General features: G+C 58.5%; 16 protein-coding genes and 2 pseudogenes. 7 read left to right on the top strand and 11 right to left on the bottom strand.

Translation table 11 applies throughout. From position 1 onward, the window contains the following. Positions 1–5 precede the first annotated feature (5 nt). The 7 genes and pseudogenes from Har1131_RS15645 to Har1131_RS15615 all read right to left on the bottom strand — a co-directional run bounded on the left by Har1131_RS15645 (position 6) and on the right by Har1131_RS15615 (position 7514). Positions 6–1175, bottom strand: a complete 1170-nt coding sequence (locus tag Har1131_RS15645) for a mandelate racemase/muconate lactonizing enzyme family protein (protein ID WP_146417898.1) — start codon at positions 1173–1175, stop codon at positions 6–8. Between the two features lie 44 nt (positions 1176–1219). Continuing rightward, positions 1220–2371 (bottom strand): hypothetical protein, encoded by a 1152-nt coding sequence (locus Har1131_RS15640; protein WP_151147373.1) that lies wholly within the window; start codon positions 2369–2371, stop codon positions 1220–1222. A 40-nt stretch (positions 2372–2411) separates the two neighbouring features. Continuing rightward, a complete protein-coding gene (locus Har1131_RS15635) occupies positions 2412–3257 on the bottom strand; it encodes a carbohydrate ABC transporter permease (RefSeq protein WP_008312256.1) in 846 nt (281 codons plus the stop codon). Then, a complete protein-coding gene (locus tag Har1131_RS15630) occupies positions 3254–4192 on the bottom strand; it encodes a carbohydrate ABC transporter permease (protein ID WP_050006943.1) in 939 nt (312 codons plus the stop codon). The genes Har1131_RS15635 and Har1131_RS15630 overlap by 4 nt, the downstream gene beginning before the upstream one ends. 9 nt (positions 4193–4201) lie before the next feature. Further along, positions 4202–5560, bottom strand: coding sequence for a sugar ABC transporter substrate-binding protein (locus tag Har1131_RS15625; protein ID WP_064289118.1), 1359 nt, complete (start codon positions 5558–5560; stop codon positions 4202–4204). Positions 5561–5615: 55 nt separating this feature from the next. Beyond that, positions 5616–6415 (bottom strand): annotated as a pseudogene (locus Har1131_RS15620) (creatininase family protein). A gap of 1 nt (position 6416) precedes the next feature. After that, positions 6417–7514 (bottom strand): ABC transporter ATP-binding protein, encoded by a 1098-nt coding sequence (locus Har1131_RS15615; protein WP_151147370.1) that lies wholly within the window; start codon positions 7512–7514, stop codon positions 6417–6419. A gap of 531 nt (positions 7515–8045) precedes the next feature. Here Har1131_RS15615 and Har1131_RS15610 point away from each other — a divergent pair. From Har1131_RS15610 to Har1131_RS15595, 4 genes and pseudogenes are all read left to right on the top strand, one after another. After that, positions 8046–8828, top strand: coding sequence for an IclR family transcriptional regulator (locus Har1131_RS15610; protein ID WP_014031198.1), 783 nt, complete (start codon positions 8046–8048; stop codon positions 8826–8828). Between the two features lie 136 nt (positions 8829–8964). Further along, positions 8965–9204, top strand: a pseudogene (locus tag Har1131_RS15605) (aldehyde dehydrogenase family protein); the annotation flags it as partial. Positions 9205–9834: 630 nt separating this feature from the next. Beyond that, positions 9835–11073: an MFS transporter gene (locus Har1131_RS15600; protein WP_050038452.1), complete on the top strand. Its 1239-nt coding sequence runs from the start codon at positions 9835–9837 to the stop codon at positions 11071–11073. 103 nt (positions 11074–11176) lie between these two features. Beyond that, on the top strand, positions 11177–12277 hold the full coding sequence (locus Har1131_RS15595; protein WP_050038453.1) for a carbon-nitrogen hydrolase family protein: 1101 nt from the start codon (positions 11177–11179) through the stop codon (positions 12275–12277). A gap of 133 nt (positions 12278–12410) precedes the next feature. Here the strand turns inward: Har1131_RS15595 and Har1131_RS21870 are convergent, their stop codons facing one another. Then, complete coding sequence (locus Har1131_RS21870) at positions 12411–12578, bottom strand: hypothetical protein (RefSeq protein ID WP_175055176.1); 168 nt, start codon at positions 12576–12578, stop codon at positions 12411–12413. Positions 12579–12986: 408 nt separating this feature from the next. On the opposite strand from Har1131_RS21870, the gene Har1131_RS15590 reads away from it, so the two are divergent. After that, positions 12987–13640 carry a helix-turn-helix domain-containing protein gene (locus tag Har1131_RS15590; RefSeq protein WP_014031192.1) on the top strand — a complete coding sequence of 218 codons (654 nt, stop codon included), beginning with the start codon at positions 12987–12989 and terminating at the stop codon, positions 13638–13640. Between the two features lie 171 nt (positions 13641–13811). Here the strand turns inward: Har1131_RS15590 and Har1131_RS22725 are convergent, their stop codons facing one another. Further along, on the bottom strand, positions 13812–14087 hold the full coding sequence (locus tag Har1131_RS22725) for a hypothetical protein (RefSeq protein ID WP_151147367.1): 276 nt from the start codon (positions 14085–14087) through the stop codon (positions 13812–13814). Positions 14088–14421: 334 nt separating this feature from the next. Between Har1131_RS22725 and Har1131_RS15580 the strand changes: the two genes are divergently transcribed. Both Har1131_RS15580 and Har1131_RS15575 read left to right on the top strand, forming a co-directional pair. Beyond that, entirely contained in the window at positions 14422–14919 is a 498-nt protein-coding gene (locus tag Har1131_RS15580) for a dihydrofolate reductase (RefSeq protein WP_014031190.1), read from the top strand. Between the two features lie 237 nt (positions 14920–15156). Continuing rightward, entirely contained in the window at positions 15157–16533 is a 1377-nt protein-coding gene (locus Har1131_RS15575; RefSeq protein ID WP_014031189.1) for a glycine cleavage system protein T, read from the top strand. Positions 16534–16828: 295 nt separating this feature from the next. On the opposite strand, the gene Har1131_RS15570 is transcribed toward Har1131_RS15575, so the two are convergent. Both Har1131_RS15570 and Har1131_RS15565 read right to left on the bottom strand, forming a co-directional pair. Next, positions 16829–17689, bottom strand: a complete 861-nt coding sequence (locus Har1131_RS15570) for a methylenetetrahydrofolate reductase (RefSeq protein ID WP_151147364.1) — start codon at positions 17687–17689, stop codon at positions 16829–16831. A 78-nt stretch (positions 17690–17767) separates the two neighbouring features. Further along, the gene (locus tag Har1131_RS15565; protein ID WP_151147361.1) at positions 17768–18964 is read right to left on the bottom strand and encodes a hypothetical protein; all 1197 of its coding nucleotides are present in this window, start codon (positions 18962–18964) and stop codon (positions 17768–17770) included. Positions 18965–19053: the final 89 nt, after the last annotated feature.

Raw genomic sequence — 19053 nt, 5'->3', positions numbered from 1 at the left:
GCCGCTCATGTGATTCGATACTCCTCGACGGTGTCCACGTCGATACTGATGCCCAGACCGGGTCCCTCCGGGGCGGGGAGGCAGCCGTCGCTGATTTCGAACGGAGCCTCGATGACGTCTGCCTCCCAGCCGTAGTACGTCGAATCCGGGGGCAACGAAAAGCCCGGGATGCCGGTGAACGCGTGGAGGATCGCCGCGGTTCGAATCCCCAGATCGAACGCACAGTGGTGCGTAAAGGGAACACCGGCGTCTTCGAGGATGGCGGCCTGCTGTCGAATACCACTGATGCCGCCGGCCGGAGTCAGGTCGATAACGCCGACGTCCATCGCGCCGGCTTCGACGAGCGATTGCAGATTATGCGAGATGTACGTATCCTCATTCGGCGCGATAGGCTGGCGGAGTCGTTGCCGGAGTCGGGCAAGCGACCTGTGTGAGTCGACTCGAATCGGCTGCTCCATGTACTGCAGGTAGATTCCAGCGTCTTCGAGCATCGCGCCGACCCGAACTGCTTGGTCGAGCGTCCAGCCCTGGTTCGGGTCGAGCCGGAACTCTAGCTGGCCGTCGACTTCATCGTGCATCGCTTTGATTCGCTCGACGTCCTGTCGCCAGTCCCGACCCGCCTTCGTTTTGAGGACAGTGAAGCCGGCTTCGAGCGCTTCTCGGGCCTTGATACGGGACTCCTCGGGCGAGAGGATACCAAGACAGAACGCAACGGGGACAGCTGTCGGTGCAGTACTGTTGCCATCGACGGTTTGCCGGTGTTGCTGAGTGCCCTGTGTCGGTGCCGTCCACCCGCCGAGAAGTTCGTATACCGGTCTGTCGAGGGCTTTGCCGACGATGTCCCAGCAGGCTGTTTCGACCGCCGCAAAGAACATATCTACGTTCGTGTACTCGACGAACACCTGTCGTCGGAGCCGCTCGATTTCGAACGGCGACTGGCCCTCGATCATCGGGCCAACGCCGTCTTCGATAATGGATTCAGTGGCCGCCGGTGACAGGAAGACGCGCATCTCTCCCCAACCGCTAATCCCCTCATCTGTGTCGACACGGACGAGCACGCGTTCCATCGAGTGTAGTTTCCCGTGATTTGTCACGTACGGCCCGATACCGAGATGTTCATCCAAGTCGGCCAACGGTACATCTACAGTGACCGCTGACACGCCGGTTATCTCCATGCATCCCTGTCGTTCGGGAACCGATATCAAAGTACCGCTTGCCCCTATCCGCGCACCGCGTCGACGGCGGTTCCGACCCACTCCAGTGACTGCTCCGGAAGCAGTCCGTAATTATAGAACGAGAGCCGCGGCACTCCCTTCGAGTTGAGGGTCTGTACGATATCGACAACGGTCGCCTCGTCGTGGATGGCTGGATGGCCCGGCAGGAGCCCGACGTGGAGTGGCACGTCATCGACAACTGTCTCGACGGCGTCGTATGCCTCTATGACCGCTTCGCTCGTCGACTCGTAAGCCGGAAGGCAGTAGTAATCGACATGGTTCGAGAGTGCCTGCAGGTCGGCCCCGACGACCCACTCGCGGCCGGGCTCCGGTGCGCCGACGTAGTAGCCAAGCGGCGTCGTTCCAGCGGCGTCAGCCAGTCTGGCGTACAGTGACGACAGCGTCCGTTCGCGGACATCGACGTATGCGGCGACGGTCTCGTGCTCCGCGAGCCAGCCTTCCGGCGAACGATCGTGTGCCACGTCCCCGGCGACGATATCGTCCAGCGCGCCGGCGACAGTCGCGCGTACCCGTTCAGTATCGACGCCCGCGGCCTTCGCATTCTCGCGACAGTGCGGGCAGAAGCACAGCCCAAGCAAGAATTCGCCGAGTGTGCCCAACTGCGCGTGGATCTTCTGATGATGCCATCCAAAGCCCGTTCCGTAGAAGTAATCGAACGTTTCCAGTTCGATCCGAGCGAACTCATCGCGGGACGCCAGATCCGAAACCAGCGCCGAGAGATACGTCTGGACCGCGGGCTGGGAGGGACACAGGCCGAAGATCAGGTCGTCACCGTGTGCCGATTCCAGCGTGTATTCGGGGTTGGCCATCCCGAGCCGGGAGTTGTGACAGCCGACTGTCCAAGAATTGAGTGAAAGCTCCGACAGGTCGGCGGCGATGTCGGCGACCCAGTCGCTGTCCATCTTCTCGTACGGAACTGGTTCGAGGTCGCCGTACTCCGGACCAGGCTCGAAATACGAACTCGCGCGGGCAAACAGCGTCCGTCGCTCCGGACTGTGCGGCGTGAACGCCTGCACAGTGTGATAGTTCGTCGCGAGGTTCAGCTCGTCGATGCCGATGTCACGCAGTCGCCGTTCCACCTCCGCTGGCCCTTCGTCCAGAAGGTCCCACGGGTACGCCCACATCGCGAATTCCATACGCGACCAACTATCGCGGCGATAATAAAAGTAGAGGCAGCTACTCTTTGACCGCGCCAGCCGTCATCCCTGCGACGATATACTCCTCCAAGAAGGCGAACAAAATCAAGAGTGGGATAATGCCGATAACAGACACAGTGAGCATCATCCGCCAGTCGGTCTGCAGCGCGCCGACCATCGAGAAGACCCCGCGCGGGATGTTGTACTTCGCACTGTCAGTGAGGAAGGTGAGCACGAACAGCAGCCGGTTCCAGGCGTAGAGGAAGGTGTAGGTGACACTGGCGACCAGCGCTGGCTTCGTGAGCGGGAGTACAATCTTCGTGAGGATTTGCAGTTGGCTCGCCCCGTCGATACGCGCAGATTCTTCGAGCGCGACGGGTATCGTCTTGAAATACCCGTACAGCATCCAGACGTTGAACGGGAGCGTGAACGCCGCCGCCGGGACGATCACAGCGAGATAGGTGTTGAACAGCCCCATCTGGGTGATAACGTCGAAGAGGCCGACGATCAACACGACCGGTGCGAACATCTGGACGACCAGCACGGAGAGGAGGAAGGTCCGTTTCCCCACGAAGTCGTTCCGAGCACACGAGTACGCGGCCGGTATCGCTAACAGGAGCGTCAACACGACCGTCCCAACTGAGATGATGAAGCTGTTCCCGACCCAGAGCAACACGTCGGTCTGTGTCCAGACCTGCAGATACGCCTGTATGCTGGGGTCGCTGGGGACCAGCGTCGCTGGCGCAGCGAATATCTCTGATTCCGGCTTGAGCGTGCTCGAGAACATCGCGTAGAACGGCAACATCATGAGCCCGAGCAGTCCGATCAGCACGCCGTAGAGCCGGACTTTGCGGAGATTGCTCCGGTCGTGGCCTGCCATCGTCATAGCTCGTCACCCCCTCGCGTGTAGATGCGCAGGTAGATGATAGCGAAGACAAACAGGAACAGGAACCCGATGACACTGTAGGCGGCTCCGCGTCCGAGGTTCCCGTTCTGGAGCCCCACCTGATAGATGTGGATGACGAGCGTCGCCGTCGAACTGATCGGGCCGCCGCCGGTCATCGTCCAGATGACGTCGAAACTGACGAACGTCCATATCGTCGACAGTAGCGTGGCAATCAGGACGACGCTCTTCAGCTGTGGGAGCGTGATGTACCGGAACTGATGCCACTTCTCGGCACCGTCGATGGCGGCTGCTTCGTACAGTTCCTGGGGTATCGACTGCAGGCCCGCGAGGAAGATAATCGCCATGAACGGTGTTCCGATCCAGATATCGGCTACGACGACGCCGAGCCACGCGATACTCGGGTTTCCGAGGATACCGATTCCCTGCTCGATGATGCCGAGTTTCAGCAGGATCGCGTTGAGATAGCCGAACTGCGGGTGCTCTATCCATCGGAACACTACAGCGGAGATAGCGTATGGAATCCCCCACGGAATGAGAAACGCCGTGCGGAAGAACTTCCGACCGCGGATGTCTCCCTTGAGGTGAACGGCTATCAGCAGTCCAAGCAGTGTCTTGCCCGCGACGCCAACGACGACCCAGCGACCGGTCTGCCAGAGCAGGCGGTAGAAGATGTCGCTGTTGAATATCTCGACGTAGTGCTGGAGCCCGACGAACGTCTCGATGTTCGAGTCGGCGGGTGACTGGTACAGTGACAGCCGAAACGTCTCGATAATCGGGTACCCGACGACGGCCAGCAGGAACACCGCTGCGGGGGCGATGAGAAGGTACGCCCGGCTGTTGCGCTGGACGTACGCCAATCCTCGTTCGAGACGTGAGTCGTCGGACGTCTCGGTGTATTCCTCTGCCAGACTCATCCCTGTCTGTCACTCCATGGCATCTTCGAGATCACTCTGGGCATCGTTGAGCGCTTTCTGCGGTGACTTCCGGTCCGCCAGTGCCTCCTGAATGGCCTGGACCATCCGGTCGTTGAATTCGCTGAAGTTGCTGAGCTTCGGCCGGGCACGAGCGTACTGTCCCGCCTCGACGAACGGCCCCCAGTTCTCCGAATCCGAGAAGTACGAGCGCTCACCGACGGCTTCGACGACGGGGAGGAACCCTTTCTGCTTCGAGTACTGGAACCGCCGCTCCTCGTCGAAGTAGAACCGGATCAGGTCCCGGGCGAGGTCCTTGTGCTCGCTCTGACTCAGGACGGCGAGCGTGTCGATAGTGAACAGGCTGTACCGGCCCTCAGGGCCACGCGGCACCTGTACGATGCCGTAGTCGAAGTCGACCTCGCCGTTTTCTTTTGCGGTGGTGATGTTGAGTCCCGTGTAGACGTGCCCGATAACCATCCCGAGGTCACCGTTCTCGAACAGCTGTCGGATGTCCTGCCGAGTCGAGGAGAGCGGTGACGACTGTGTGACGTTGTGTTCGAGGTGGAGGTCGGTGTACAACGAGAGGGCCTCGACAGCGCCGCTGGAGTTCACGACCGGCAGTCCCTCGTCGTCGACGAGGTCCGCGCCGTGTGACCAGTGGTAGTGGTAGTACTGCGACCCGGTCTCGATTGCGTCGGCCCCTGCAAGTCCCAGCGCTGGTACGCTCGCATCACTGTCACGGATCTGCGTTGCGGCATCCAGCATATCCTGCCACGAATCGAGCGACGGGTCTTCGGGGTCGAGCCCAGCCGTCTCGAAGACGTCTTTGTTGTAGTACAGGCACTTGTTCGAGGCGGCCCACGGCACGCCGTAGTGAGAGCCGTTGTACATCGTTCCTTCGGCCACGCCGTCGTAGAACTGCTCACCGAACTCCCCGTCCATCATGTCGTCGAGCGGTTCGAGCGCGTCCTTGCCTACGAGCTGTGGGATCCAGCGTGCCGGCCACCGACTGACGTCGGGCGCCTCGCCGCCGTCGACACGGTTGTTCACGGTCTGGCGTGCGTTGTCCCACGTCACGCTGGTGAACTCTACGTCGACGTCGTGTTCGTCCTCGAAGGCCGCGTTGTTCTCCTCGAAGAACTGCTTGATGTTGTCTCCAACGCCCATCGTGAGGAACTGCACGCTCTGCGTACTGCCGTCGCCCCCGTCACCGCCGCTCCCACTGTCGCCGTCACCACCGTCACTACCGCTCCCACCGTCGCCGCTACACCCGGCGATGGCGATGGCACCGCCTGCGCCGAGTGCTTGGAGAAGCTGTCGGCGGTCGATACTGTCCTCGACAGACCTGTCGTTGTTATCGGGCTGCATCATTAATGTCACCTACTTCCATGTACATAATTCTTTGTGTTCTGTGGCTCATTGGTCAGGAATTGCTCTCGTGAATCGCGGTCATGAGGGCCGCGAGTTCGTCGCCGATGACCGAGCGGATTCGTTCGCCTGTCTCGGCAGTCGCCTGCTTCGGCGTTCCGATGGCACCGGACGTGGAATACTCGTCGAAGGAACGATAAACGGCGACGTTGCCCCCGTCGAGCAGGTCCTGTCCACCCCATCTGTAGTGTTCGTCCATCGGTTCCCCGTCGCGGACCTCCGGGTCGCCCACGAGGTCCGGTCGGAGCGCAAGCATGAGGGACGTCTCGAACTCGCCGCCGTGGGCCATCCCCCCGTCTCCGTCGTTCGGAGTTCCTCGATTCGATCCGACGCCAGGTGGAAGTACGTCGTTCCGAGTACTTCCGCATCGGTGTCGACGCCCACTGTACTCACGACGGCGTCGATGAGCGAACTGTTCCCGCCGTGGCCATTGACGAACAGCACCGCGTCGAATCCGTTCTGGATGCCAGCGTGTGCGATATCCTCAAGCGTTGCTCGTAAGTGTGCGAATTCGAGCGACAGGGTCCCACCGAACGACAGATGGTGTGGCGAGAACCCGCTCCAGATCGGCGGCGTCACGACGACAGGCACGTCGTCCAGACGCTCGACAGCAGTGTCGACCATCGCCTCGACCAGGAGTGTGTCGGTGACGACCGGGAGGTGGTTCCCGTGCTGTTCGACGCTTCCGACGGGAATAACGAGAACAGAGCCCGGCTGTTCGCCGACACCTCGGATCTGACTCGCCGTCATTCCAGCCCACTCGCTCTCTTTCCGACCGATAGTATCGTACAACATATTACGCTGATTCTGTCCGCTGTAGCTGGTTCAGTTCCACTCGCTCGCCGTCGGGACCGAACAGATGCATATCCTCCGTATGAAATCCTAACGCGATTTCGTCGCCCCGTTCCGGGCGGTACTCGCTATCGACTCGGGCCACGACTTCTTTCGACCCGTCTGCTGTCTCCAGATAGAGGAAATTGTCCGAACCCATGGGTTCTACGACGTCCACGACCGTATCGATGTACGACCCGGCGTCCTCGGCGACGAAATCCTCCGGACGGACGCCTAGCGTGTACTCTCCATCCGGAATATCGACGTTGAGCGTAAACTCCACACCTGCTGAGTGGACCGTCGTACGTCCACCGCTATTTGTCACGCTCACCTCGAAGAAGTTCATCGACGGCGACCCGATGAATCCCGCGACAAATTTGTTGTTGGGCTCGTCGTAACAGCGTTCCGGCGGTGCGACCTGCTGGAGTTCACCCTGATTGAGAATCACGATCCGGTCGGCCATCGTCATCGCTTCCGTCTGATCGTGTGTGACGTAAATTGTCGTCACGTCAAGCTCTTCCTGAATCCGCTGGATCTCCGTACGCATCTGGGTCCGAAGCTTCGCATCGAGATTCGACAGCGGCTCGTCCATCAGAAACACCTCTGGGTCGCGGACGATAGCCCGCCCAAGCGCGACGCGCTGTTGCTGGCCACCCGAGAGTTGCTTCGGTAGGTCGTCCATGAGATCCGAAATCTCCAGTAGCTCGGCGGCCTCGGCCACGCGTTGCTCGATCTGATCGTCGTACTCGCCTGACAGCCGAAGCCCGAAGGACATGTTATCGCGTACGGTCATGTGCGGGTACAGCGCGTAACTCTGGAACACCATCGCAATGTTCCGGTCCTGTGGACGAACGTCGTTGACTACGTCCCCGCCGATAGCAATCTCACCGTCGGTGACTGTTTCGAGGCCGGCGATCATCCGAAGTGTGGTCGACTTGCCACACCCGGATGGTCCGACAACGACGACAAACTCTCCATCCTCGACGGCCAGAGATAGGTCCTCAACCGCAAGGACGTTGTCGTCGTATACCTTGCTGACGTTTGATAGTGTAACTTCGCTCATACCGAGTAGAAGAAGCATCGCAATCATCATTAATAAATGTTGGTAGTACCGGCACAGTCAGGCAGACCGATCACATCGAAACCGGCAGCGCCTTGCGGAGCAACGCCCGGTATGACTGCGTAGCCGGCGGTTCTGAACCGAGGCCCAAACGTCACACCCGTACGTACGACCTCATTCCGTGATACAGAAGACGGAGCAGAGAACTACTACTTCGCGGAAAATGGGATCTCAGAGCGGTTCCAATTCCTTTCAACCAGATTGAAAGCCACTTGTTGCGCTCGTGTGGAACAGACGAATGTCACAAAGCGACGTTAGAGTAACTGTAACTGCTGAATTAGGGACTGGATCTTACGTCCCACATGCTCGTGTGGTATGTTGTCACCCTTCGCGAGTGACAAGGCCGAGGAAAATAACATCCGTACTCATGTTAGAATAGACAACATCGGTGGATAGTACCACTTTCCAACGTGATTGGAAACATTTTGGCTCTCGGCGGAATCTATTTCACTCTGCAAAAAAAAAAGCGCATCCATGGCCTCGCAAAACAACAAAACGATCAGTGCGGTTGAGACAACGCTGGATATTCTCGCCGCGCTCGAAAAACGTGAACCGGTCGGTCTTTCCGATCTCGCGTCTCATCTGGATATACCCACAAGCACTGTGTTTATTCACCTCAACACACTCGTCCAGCGTGACTACGTCGTCAAGGAATCCGGGCAGTATCGCCGGTCTTTCCGCTTTCTGGAGCTGGGGGGCAGCGTTCGGCAGAGACTAGACATCGGTCGACTGCTTCGCAATAAAGTTGAGGAACTCAGCAGAGAGACCGGTGAGATTGCTGGTGCCGGCATCGAAGAGAACGGCCAGCGGGTCATCCTCTACAGGAGTTCAGGCGGAAAGGCTGCGGGCGACGAAATCCCTATCGGGAATCACACCGAGATGCACTGGACATCGCTGGGCAAAGTTATTCTGGCGCATCTTCCGGTCGAAAAACGAAACGAAATCGTTGCCGACCATGGACTTCCGAAAGGGACTGATAACACGCTGTCATCCCGGTCCGATCTCGAAGCGGCCCTCAAGCGAGTCCGTGACCAGGGCTACGCGATAGACGACGAGGAGCATCTCAGGGGCGTTCGCGGTGTCGCCGTGCCGATATTCAACGACGAACAGGAGGTCATGGTCTCCCTCGGTATCACTGGGCCCAGAGATAGATTCACCTCTAGGTATATGGCAAATCTGTTAGAGATACTTCGATATACGAAAAACGAAATCGAAGTTCGAAGTCAGTACTACGAATACAGTACTATAGACGGATAGACGGGTGGCCGACGTTGAAAGACGTCGACCGCCCGGAGCCGGACCCGGATGGCGTCGTCGCTCAGGTCAATTCCTGCGGAGTCTGCCGGAGCGACTGGCAGGGCTGGGTCGGTAACTGGGACTGGTTCGACTACATATACAGACCACTGCCGCCCGCATCGCTCCCGTTACTCTCGAACTGGGCGGGAAGTCGCCGCTCGTTGTCTTTCCCGATGCGGACGTGGAAACGGCAGTCGACGCGGCCACGGCAGGCGTCTACTACAGCACCGGTGAGACCTGTGACGCATTGTCGCGGGCCATCGTCCACGAAGACATCCACGACGAGTTCGTCGACCGACTGATGACCCGGGCTGAATCGTTCACGCTTGGTGACCCCGCCTTGACTTGCCCGATGAAACACACTGTTCTGATTTGATAGCCAATCCTGGAGGCTCAATACAAATACTGAATTACGTATCACCTCTTGCGAGTATAAACATATCCAGCACAGTTCTTCTGAATATGCCCCGAACGAATACTGAGTTCAGACTGGTAGTTTGTATAACCGAAAAGATAGAACGAAAATTGGGAAATACCAGACCATACCTCTATGCTTGTACCTATACTATGGGTGAGTGTCTATATATCCGATTGCTTTCCTGCTTCTGTTTGGGTGTCGTGCCACGGGTTCCACGCTCGTGCTACGCCGCACTCGGCAACCACTCTGTTGTATCATCCGCTTCAGGCCCCATGGTTTCAATACGCTCTGTTATCTCATTCGGAAACAGTGACTCTCAGTCGCCACCGCACCTCACCAAGCAGTTTTTTCGGTGTTGTTCGGGAACTGCTCGCCAGACGCTCGCCACTCGAACTGACTGAGCTTCTCACTTCTATAGTAACAATTGAAACGATGTACACACTGATCGCACTGCCGCCGTGCGATCAGGTGTGCATTGATTTTCAATGGCTACTATAGCTCCGGTGCCGACTACGACAGTACGATGACCGAACGCTCATCCCCGCCAGAATGACACCACAGGCTACTGATTCCGATATTTCGGACACCGCTGCTGAGACACCTGTTCAAACAGCCGACTCGACGTGGTGGCTTGTAGCGGGTGCAAGCCTCATCTCGTTGGGACTGGCTGCCTACGAGATCGTCCCTGCAAGCGTGACACCACTCATTCAGGAGTCACTACAGGTCGGGCCGACAGCCGCCGGCCTCCTGGTCGGGGTCATGTTCGGCACCGCTGTCGTCGTCAGTCTCCCTGTCGGGGCTGTGCTGGACCGGACCGATTCGAGGACCGCGATGGCACTTGCGGTGGGCACGTTAGTCATCGCCGGGACGTGGGGCTGGCTAGCCGGTCGGCGTGGCCAGTACCAATCAATCCTCGCGTCGCGTGCACTGGGAGGAGCTGCGTATGTCATCGTCTGGAACGCCGGCATCGACATGGTGAGCCGGGCCGTCGACGGCTCCAACCGTGCGACAGCAGTCGGCATCTTCACTGCCAGTGGGCCGGTCGGCTTCGCACTCGGACAGGGAACGGGGCCGCTCATCGCCCAGCGGTTCGGCTGGCCGGCTGTCTTTCTGGCATTCATTGGCCCCGCCCTCGCGGGCTTGGCCGTCTTCTGGCCGGCGAGCCGCGGGCACGGCGGGAGCCGCGGCGATGCCCCGTCCCTGCAGGAATTCGGGGCAGTGCTCCGGAGCCGGAACGTCTGGCTCGTCGGTGTCCTCGGCTTCCTCGGCTACGCGCTGTACCTGTTCGTGAATAGCTGGGGCTCGTCGTACCTCACGCAAGGACTGGACTTCTCCCTGGCCGTAAGCGGACTCGTCGTTGCCGTGTTCCCCGCCGTTGGTGTGGTCTCTCGAATCAGCGGCGGGCTCATCTCGGACCGGGTCTTCAACGGCAGACGGCGACCGGTCGTGTTGTCGTCCTTCGGCCTTGCTGCGCCGCTTCTCCTCGGGTTTACGCAGTTTCGCTCGTTGCCACTGCTTGTTGCCGTCCTCCTGCTGATCGGGTTTGCGGTCCAACTGACGCTTGGCCTCTCGTTTACGTATGTTCGAGAGCTCGTTGATCCGCCCGTCGCTGCGACGGCGGTCGCGTTCCAGACCAGTATCGGCCTGGCAGGGGCATTTGTTGCACCGATCGCTGGTGGAGCCGTAGTAAACAGCGTCGGATTTGAGCCAGCGTTTTTATTGGCTGGCACGGTTGCTGTCGCCGGTCTCATCGTCGCCTGGCAGGCCCCAGAACCGGAACGTCAGTAGGGTAGTACGGACGCAGTTCAGACTATGGCGACGGAATGCTGAGCCCAGATTCGCACCGTCTTCGGACAAACTGATTTGATGATGGTCTGTATATTGCGAACGAATGCCAGCCGAATCGTTCACACTCGCGGCCGCGCAGGTAGAGCCAGTCTACCACGACAAGGAGGGAACGCTGGACAAGACATGCCGGTATATCGAGCAGGCGGGACGGGACGGTGCAGACATCGTGGTCTTCCCGGAGACGTACTTCCCGGGGTACCCATACTGGCGAGGTAGCGTCTCTATCTCCAGATGGACCGACCTGATGGTGGACCTCCAGAAGAACAGTCTCCACGTCGACGACGAGGCTATCGAGGTACTCGGTGAGGCAGTCGCGGAGGCGGACCTCACACTCGTGCTGGGCACGAACGAAGTCAGTGACCGGCAGGGAAGCGAGACGCTCTACAATTCGCTGTTTTACTTCGACAGTACGGGGGAGCTGATGGGTCGACACCGGAAACTGATGCCGACCCACGAGGAGCGAGCCATCTGGGGCCGGGGCGACCCATCCAGCCTGGCCACGTATGAGACGGATATCGGTTGGCTCGGCGGTCTCATCTGCTACGAGAACCACATGACGCTCTCGAAAGCGGCGCTGACCGCAATGGGCGAGGAGATACACGCCGCCGTCTGGCCCGGCTTCTGGAAACAACACGGTCATCCAGGGGACAAGACTCGAGCGGAGACGAGCGAGGCCGTGGATACCTGTGATATCTATCCCGCCATGCGGGAGTACGCCTTCGAAACCCAGTCGTTCGTCGCTGCGTGCTCAGCGTACATGAGCGACGCTGTTCCAGACGGTTTCTCTGAGGACGAACTCGGGTTCAACGTCGCCGCGGGCGGGAGTATGCTCATCAACCCGGCGGGGATTGTCAAGGCTGGTCCGCTGGTCGGTGAGGAGGGGCTCCTGACTGCCGAGTTCCAGGACGACGAACGGCGGGCGACAAAGGCGTACTTCGATGCGATGGGTCACTACACCCGCTGGGACGCAGTGAGCCTGTCTATCAACGACGAAACGTTGGCGCCCTCACAGCCGCGAGAACCAAGCAAAAATCCGGTCGCCGGAACCAGTTCACTCTCGGCAGCACAGGCACAAGCGGTCGCCGACGAGTACGACGTTCCTGTCGAGGCTGTCGAAGCTGTCGCCGATAAACTGACCGACTGACCACGATTAGTTATAGTAGCCATTGAAAATCAATGCACACCTGATTGCACGGCGGCAGTGCGATCAGTGTGTACATCGTTTCAATTGTTACTATAGGTACCCTCAAATAAACCACACATGCTACGCGGCTGAGTTACTTATTGTAACTGTCCGGAATCAGCACGACGCCGTGGAAGTCGAAGAGGTCGGAAACAGCCGCCTCGATACGACCGAAGTTCGGCGGTAGCGCGACTGCCGGTAGATAGAAATCGACGTTTGAGAACTCGCTATCCGCGGTGGATTGGTTTTGTGGTTCACTCATGTCAATACAATATACTGGGTACAGCCTTCTAAGCTCATTGTAGGATAATTACGGGTATTTATTACGCACAATTATAAACGATTGTTAATACACATTCCGATAGAGACGTGTGCTACTCGCCGAATTGGCTGGTTCAATGACACATGTCTTCTGAGTTGTTTCTCGTTACTTCGTCGCTTAGACTGCGTCCGGAGACTCGTTCTCATTGGTGAAAACACAGTCTCGCTAACACGATCGGGGCCATTTGGGACGGCAGTCAGCTTTTTATTTTTGCCCTCGTGTGTGCACCTGTGCATGTAAACATTGACGTGGAGACTCCGCGTACATACAGCAGTTCACAGATGATGCCACTCCGTTGTCGAACTGGTATTCGTCTTTGACGCTTCGATTGTAATCTTCGTACCTAAAATGTCAATAACGACGAAAATACACATCGAACACGAACGCCTCGCTCTGGTTCCAACGTTACAGAACCTCGAAGACATAGCGATACGTGTCATCACACAGGGGAATACCGATCCGGGCTCCACCGTGTTTCCGTTCCTCATCGAGTATCGTGACAGAGACCGACTCGAAGAGATGCTCGATGCCGATCCGACAGTCCAGAGCTACGAACTCGTCGACTGGACCGACCAGACCGGCATATACTACATCGAACACACCCCCGAAACGAAACTCATCAGCTCAGTCGTCACGGATGTCAACGGATTTCTCGTCCATACCGAAACGAAGGGCAACGGATGGCTCGTCCGACTCCTCCTCCCCGACCGAGAGGCACTCAACACGATCTGGGAGTATGCCAACGAGAACGACATCTCGCTCGATATCATCGAAATCTACGGAAACACGGACACCGGCGGCGAATCGTCGTACGGCTTGACCGATGAGCAGCGGACCGCGCTGACAACCGCATACGAAAACGGTTATTTCGGAGAACCCAGGGATATCTCCTTGAACGAAGTCGCAGACGAAATCGGATTGTCCTCGACAGCGATGAGCGGCCGTCTCCGGCGGGGTATGCGGAACCTCATTGCAGCAACAATAATCGACAGAAAGGAGTGAGTCCACAGATCCGCCACTGGGAGCGCTCGGAAGGCGTTCCAATCGTTTTACCGATTTAAACCAACTCTCGTGACACCGAACCGCATTTGAAACTGTATTCTGGAGTATGTGCACAAAACTATCAAAAAGAGAGTCATTGGGGCAGATCCTGAACCTATCTAACCGTGGTGTTTACTCGGATCGCCCGCTCGAATCCTTTTGGCGGTAGACCGGTCGCAATGCTGTCGCGTCTTTGTTGTATCCCAACCACACGCTCAACGCTGTTGCGGCGAAGACAAGATACACGGGGAACAAGAGAACAAGTGCGTATCCAGCAAACACCGGTGTCAGGACGTCTAGCCAGTACAGTGTTGCAATCCCGGCGAGTCCACCGACCGCGCTCGCGATAATTCCCAGGCGAAACGCCTGAGCAGCGGCGGGACCGGGCGACAGGTGAATCGTATCCATACGGCGTTTTATATGGCTGGTACCTCATAAGTCGCGCGCGAGATACGCTATCAAGGTCCGGGCTAGCATTGGTGTGGCGACATCCAACTGATTCAGATCCAAACGGCAGGATTCCAGTTCCAGAATACGACTTGCTGTCACTTGAAACAATGTCCGTATAGTAGCCATTGAAAATCAATGCACACCTGATCGCACGGCGGCAGTGCGATCAGTGTGTACATCGTTTCAATTGTTACTATAGCTCGGGCAGCGGATTTGATGCGTCGGTTTCGAGCGGTGGCCTCGCTCGTCGGTGGGACGGACTTATTACCAGCAGCCCGACAAAGAGGTACGTATGAAACTCTCGCTGATCGCCGCTGTTGCGACTAACGGCGTGATCGGTGCCGGCGGCGACATTCCGTGGCAGTATCCCGAGGATCTGATACATTTCAAACAGACGACTATCGGTCATCCGGTGATTATGGGCCGGCGTACCTTTGAGAGCATCCGCCGTGATCTCGACGGCCCACTCCCGGAGCGATTGAACATTGTTCTGACTACGACGCCGCGTCACCTTCCTGACAGTGTCACGGCTGTCACCTCGACGACGGCGGCGTTGACCGAAGCGGCCAACAGCGGCGCATCTACGACGTATGTCATTGGCGGCGCTACTGTGTACGAGCAGTTTCTCCCAAAGGCCGACGAGCTAATCCTCACCGAACTAACGGCAACATTCGACGGCGATACGGTCTTCCCGACCGTCGATTGGTCGTGCTGGTCCGAGACGGAACGAACGACACACAGCGACTTCGACATCGTCAAATACACCCGAGCCAGCAGTGACTCGGACTGATATCTGTCCGAACAGTCACACCAACCGCTCGGTCGTGTTCCGTGCCGGTCGTTTCGTACTACAGCTACCAGTTTCAGCCGAGTAGCGAGATACCAGATACTGTTGAATATTCATGTTCTGGGGCTGTTAAACAACGGTTTTGAGTGTCGAAATTGCCCGCAAAGTCCCTCCCGCATATAAAACCCAGAAGCAAGTAACAATATCCTTTATTAGTATTTCACATCTTCTTTCATAGGCATGACCGGTAACGAGGAACATCCTAACCATCCCAGTGTCGACCAGTCAGATCGGACTGTCCCCCGTAACCTCCGCCAGACTGGTGACCCCAACATCGAGATGTTGGTGTCAACGCGCGTTCGAAAGTCCCCGTTCTTCCACAAGTCGTTCAACGAGGAGGGTGCCTGGCGGGCAACTGTCTACAACCGCCTCTATCACCCGCGCGGTCTCATCGAGCCCGAGGACGGCGGCGTGATGAAGGAGTACGACGCACTGACCAACACTGTCACCCTCTGGGACGTCGCCGTAGAGCGCCAGATTCGGGTCAAAGGGCCCGACGCCGAGGCGCTGACGAACTACGTCGTCACCCGCGACGTGACAGGTATGGACGCCATGGACGGAAAGTACGTCATCCTCTGTAACGAGGACGGCGGCGTCCTGAACGACCCCGTTCTCCTGCGCCCCGAGGAAGACGAGTTCTGGTTCTCCATCTCGGACTCGACGCTGATGCAGTGGCTGCAGGGCGTCAACGTCGACAACGACTTCGACGTCGAAATCGATGAGATCGATGTGGCTCCGATGCAGATCCAGGGCCCGAGGGCGCTCGACGTGATGGTCGACGTCGTCGGCGACAAGGTCAAAGACGTCCCGTACTACGGCCTGATGGACGCCGAAATCAACGGCTGTGATGTGTTGATCAGCCAGACCGGCTTCTCGGGTGAGAAAGGCTTCGAGGTCTACGTCAAAGACGCGATGGAAAACGCCGAACAGGTCTGGGACCCCGTCATGGAGTCCGTCAAAGACCACGACGGTCGCCAGATCGCACCGGGACACCACCGCCGGATCGCCGCCGGTATCATGTCCTGGGGCCAGGACCTCGACCACGAGACCTCGCCGTTCCAGGTCAACCTGGGCTACCACGTTCCCGACGACAAGGAGGCCGACTACATCGGCAAAGAGGTCCTCGAAGAGCAGAAAGACCAGATCGAGAACGGCAACTACCCGTTCGAGCACAAGCTCATCGGCCTGAAGATCGCTGGCGAGCCGATCCGTGACTACGCCCCCGACTTCTGGCTCATCTCCGACCCGGACACGGGCGAAGAGTGTGGCTACCTCACCTCGCCGTGGTGGAACCCGGATCTCGAAACCAACATCGGGATGGGATTCGTCCCGGCCGAGAAGATTCAGGAAGTCACCGACACGCCGCTCAACGACGAGATCTACGACGAGGAACTTGATCTGGAGTTCCAGGTCCATCTCCCCGACGAGTACGCCGACGAGCCCGGTGAGCCGGTGTTCGCGACCGCCGCGAAAGTGCCGTTCAAGGAGTCTGTCAACCCGAGCGCCCGTGAGCAGGCGAAGCTCAACGCCCGGAAAGAGGCCGAAAGCGACGACTAATCCCCACTCCGTCTGTCCCAGCAATTCACACACTCATCTGTCGCCCGACGCCGTTTTTGCTACAGATTGTAGATTCCGGTCTTCACTGACACTGTTGTAGCCCTCCGCCCCCTCTCCTGCAGTTCCGCAGCCGTATAGATGCTGCTCGGAAAATATCAACTCACGTTTCTTGCTGGACTGCGTTGGGGATACTCTGGCCACAGTATGGCTCGCTGGCAGAGACTGCCAGCGAGACGGCCGAAAACAGGTTACTTGGAGCTGGGGTTCCCGAGTCTGGACAATAAGTAGGTGAGTTTCAGGAGTCGAGACGGTTGTGCCGCCACCGCTCCGTGTCGGGCGTCTGATTGAACGTGTAGATGTGAACCCCGCGGATGTTGTACTCGTCGTCCCCGACGTAGGGCGCGAGGCCGTCGATGAGTTCGTCGGGTTCGTAGGTCCCGCGGGAGCCGACCAGTTGCTTGACGAACCCGAGAATGCCCGTCGTCTTCCTGAGGAATTTGATCGAATCACCGACGCCGACCTTTTGAGAGATTTGCATCAGGCGCTGGTAGTTCATCACGCCCGGGATACCGACTTCGACCGGGAGTTCGATACCGCGAGCACGGATGTCTTCGACCCACTCTACCACGGTCTCCGGGTCGTAACAGAGTTGGGTGACGATGTACGTCGCGTACGGCGCTTTCTGTGCCATCGACTCCGCCAGCGTCTCGTCGTCGATGAAGTCGTGGCCCTCGGGGTAGCCTGTGATTCCTACTTCCGCGAATGAGTACTCGGTCTCTGCGAGCGCTTCGAGCAGGTCATGCGCCGACTCGTACTCACCGGCCGGTTCCTCGCGGTCACCTCCTGGGACGAAGATGTCCGTGATGCCTGCCTGCTCAAGTCGCTCTGCAATCGCTTCGAGTTGCTCCTGGTCTTCCACATACCGGGCCGCGATGTGTGGCACGACATCGTACCCCATTTCGGCAGCTTCCTCCGTCTTTTCGACGGTTTTCTCGATGCCGAGTTGTGGTGAGGTCGTGATTGCGATAGTCGCATTGTCGGGGAGGTGGGTAATCTCCTCGTCGAAGCTCTCGAACGGCATCAGTTCGAACCGGGCGCTCGTCAGCAGCGTCCGGACACCCTGACTGTCTGAGACAGCGCGTGTTCCGAGGGCCATGAGTTGCCAGACATAAGGCGCACCCGTACTTTTCTCTGTGGGTGGGGCATCGAACCCATTTATAAGAAATCGCTTCTATCACGCGCTATGAGGCGCACACTGCCGGATCCGACTGGCCACAGTCCCGTAGGAGACAGCGTGGTCCGGTTCGTCCGCGAGCCGGCACAGGACGAGATCTAACAGATTGAGTTCCGCCAGCAGGTCCCGGGTCTGGCCACGGTCGAGACTCAGGCATCGCTGTACCTCGTACACCGTGTCGGAATCGACGACCGCGTCCGCGACGTCTTGCAGCTGGACATCAGCTGGGAGTCCAATCCCGTCGGTGACCAGTTGCTCGTCTGGAAGTTCCCCGACCGAACTCTCGGAACCAACTGACTCGGCCGAAACGGGTTCGGCCACACTGACCTGTCCGCCCCCGGCATCGACTTCACCCTGGCTCGCGCCGTTGTCAGACTGCCCTGATTCGGCCGCTTCTTCTTCCTCGTCGCTGGAGGTGTTGTACGTGTTCGGGACGTGGATGTCCGCTTCTATCATGTATCGTCGGACCGTCTCGGAGGAGACATCCATCTGTATCTGCTCGGCGATCTCCCTGAAGTTGTCACACTCGTCGTACAGTGCTTGCAGGTAGTCGGTGTCCTCGTACGGTGGGACGGAGTCGTTGCGGACGGCGGCGAACGGGCCGTATTCAGAGTTGTTCTCGCGATCAGACTCAGGAGCCGCTGTAGCCGCGCCGTCCGACTGTGGGCTTTCCCGTGAACCGTCACCTCCCTCACTGACAGACTCTGAATCCGAGATATCCGAACCGTCGAGCGCGTCAATGTTACTCTCGACGGCATCGGCCGAACGCGCTACGGTGCCTGTTGCTGAATCGCTATCGACAGCTGGCTCCGGCCCACAGTCGACGCTGGCTGCCTCGTCTGGCGCGCCCATGGCATCAATTGTCAGCTCTACCGTCAGGAGCAAGCCGTCGTCAGTAACCGTCGCCGAGGCATCACCTATCGACAGTGAGGTCCCAGCGGTCGACGGAAGTTCAGTGGCCGACGGTGAGAACGTGACTTCGAGGTCACCACTGTCGGTTAGATTCGCCGTCTCCGGGCTGAGACCTTCGTCAGCGCCGCCGCCGGAACGCAGCGAGACCGGCATCGCCACCGTCACATCGAGGACTGCATCACCGGTGTCGGCCGGCAATGCTTCGACGGTCTCGATGGACCGACCGCGGGATTCGTACGCATCGATGACCTCCGCGAGCGCCGTGAATGCGGTGTGAAGTCCCATGTCATTGAGTGACTATGACACGTTATGCTGTAGAGATAGGTGTGGAATACCGAACCCATTTATAAACTTCCCCAAAACTACGGCTAGCA

The sequence above is a fragment of the Haloarcula sp. CBA1131 genome (assembly GCF_008728975.1).
GTDB classification, from domain to species: domain Archaea; phylum Halobacteriota; class Halobacteria; order Halobacteriales; family Haloarculaceae; genus Haloarcula; species Haloarcula hispanica.
Note: the sequence above shows the minus strand (reverse complement) of the source record. Positions and strands in the feature narration are given on the sequence as shown.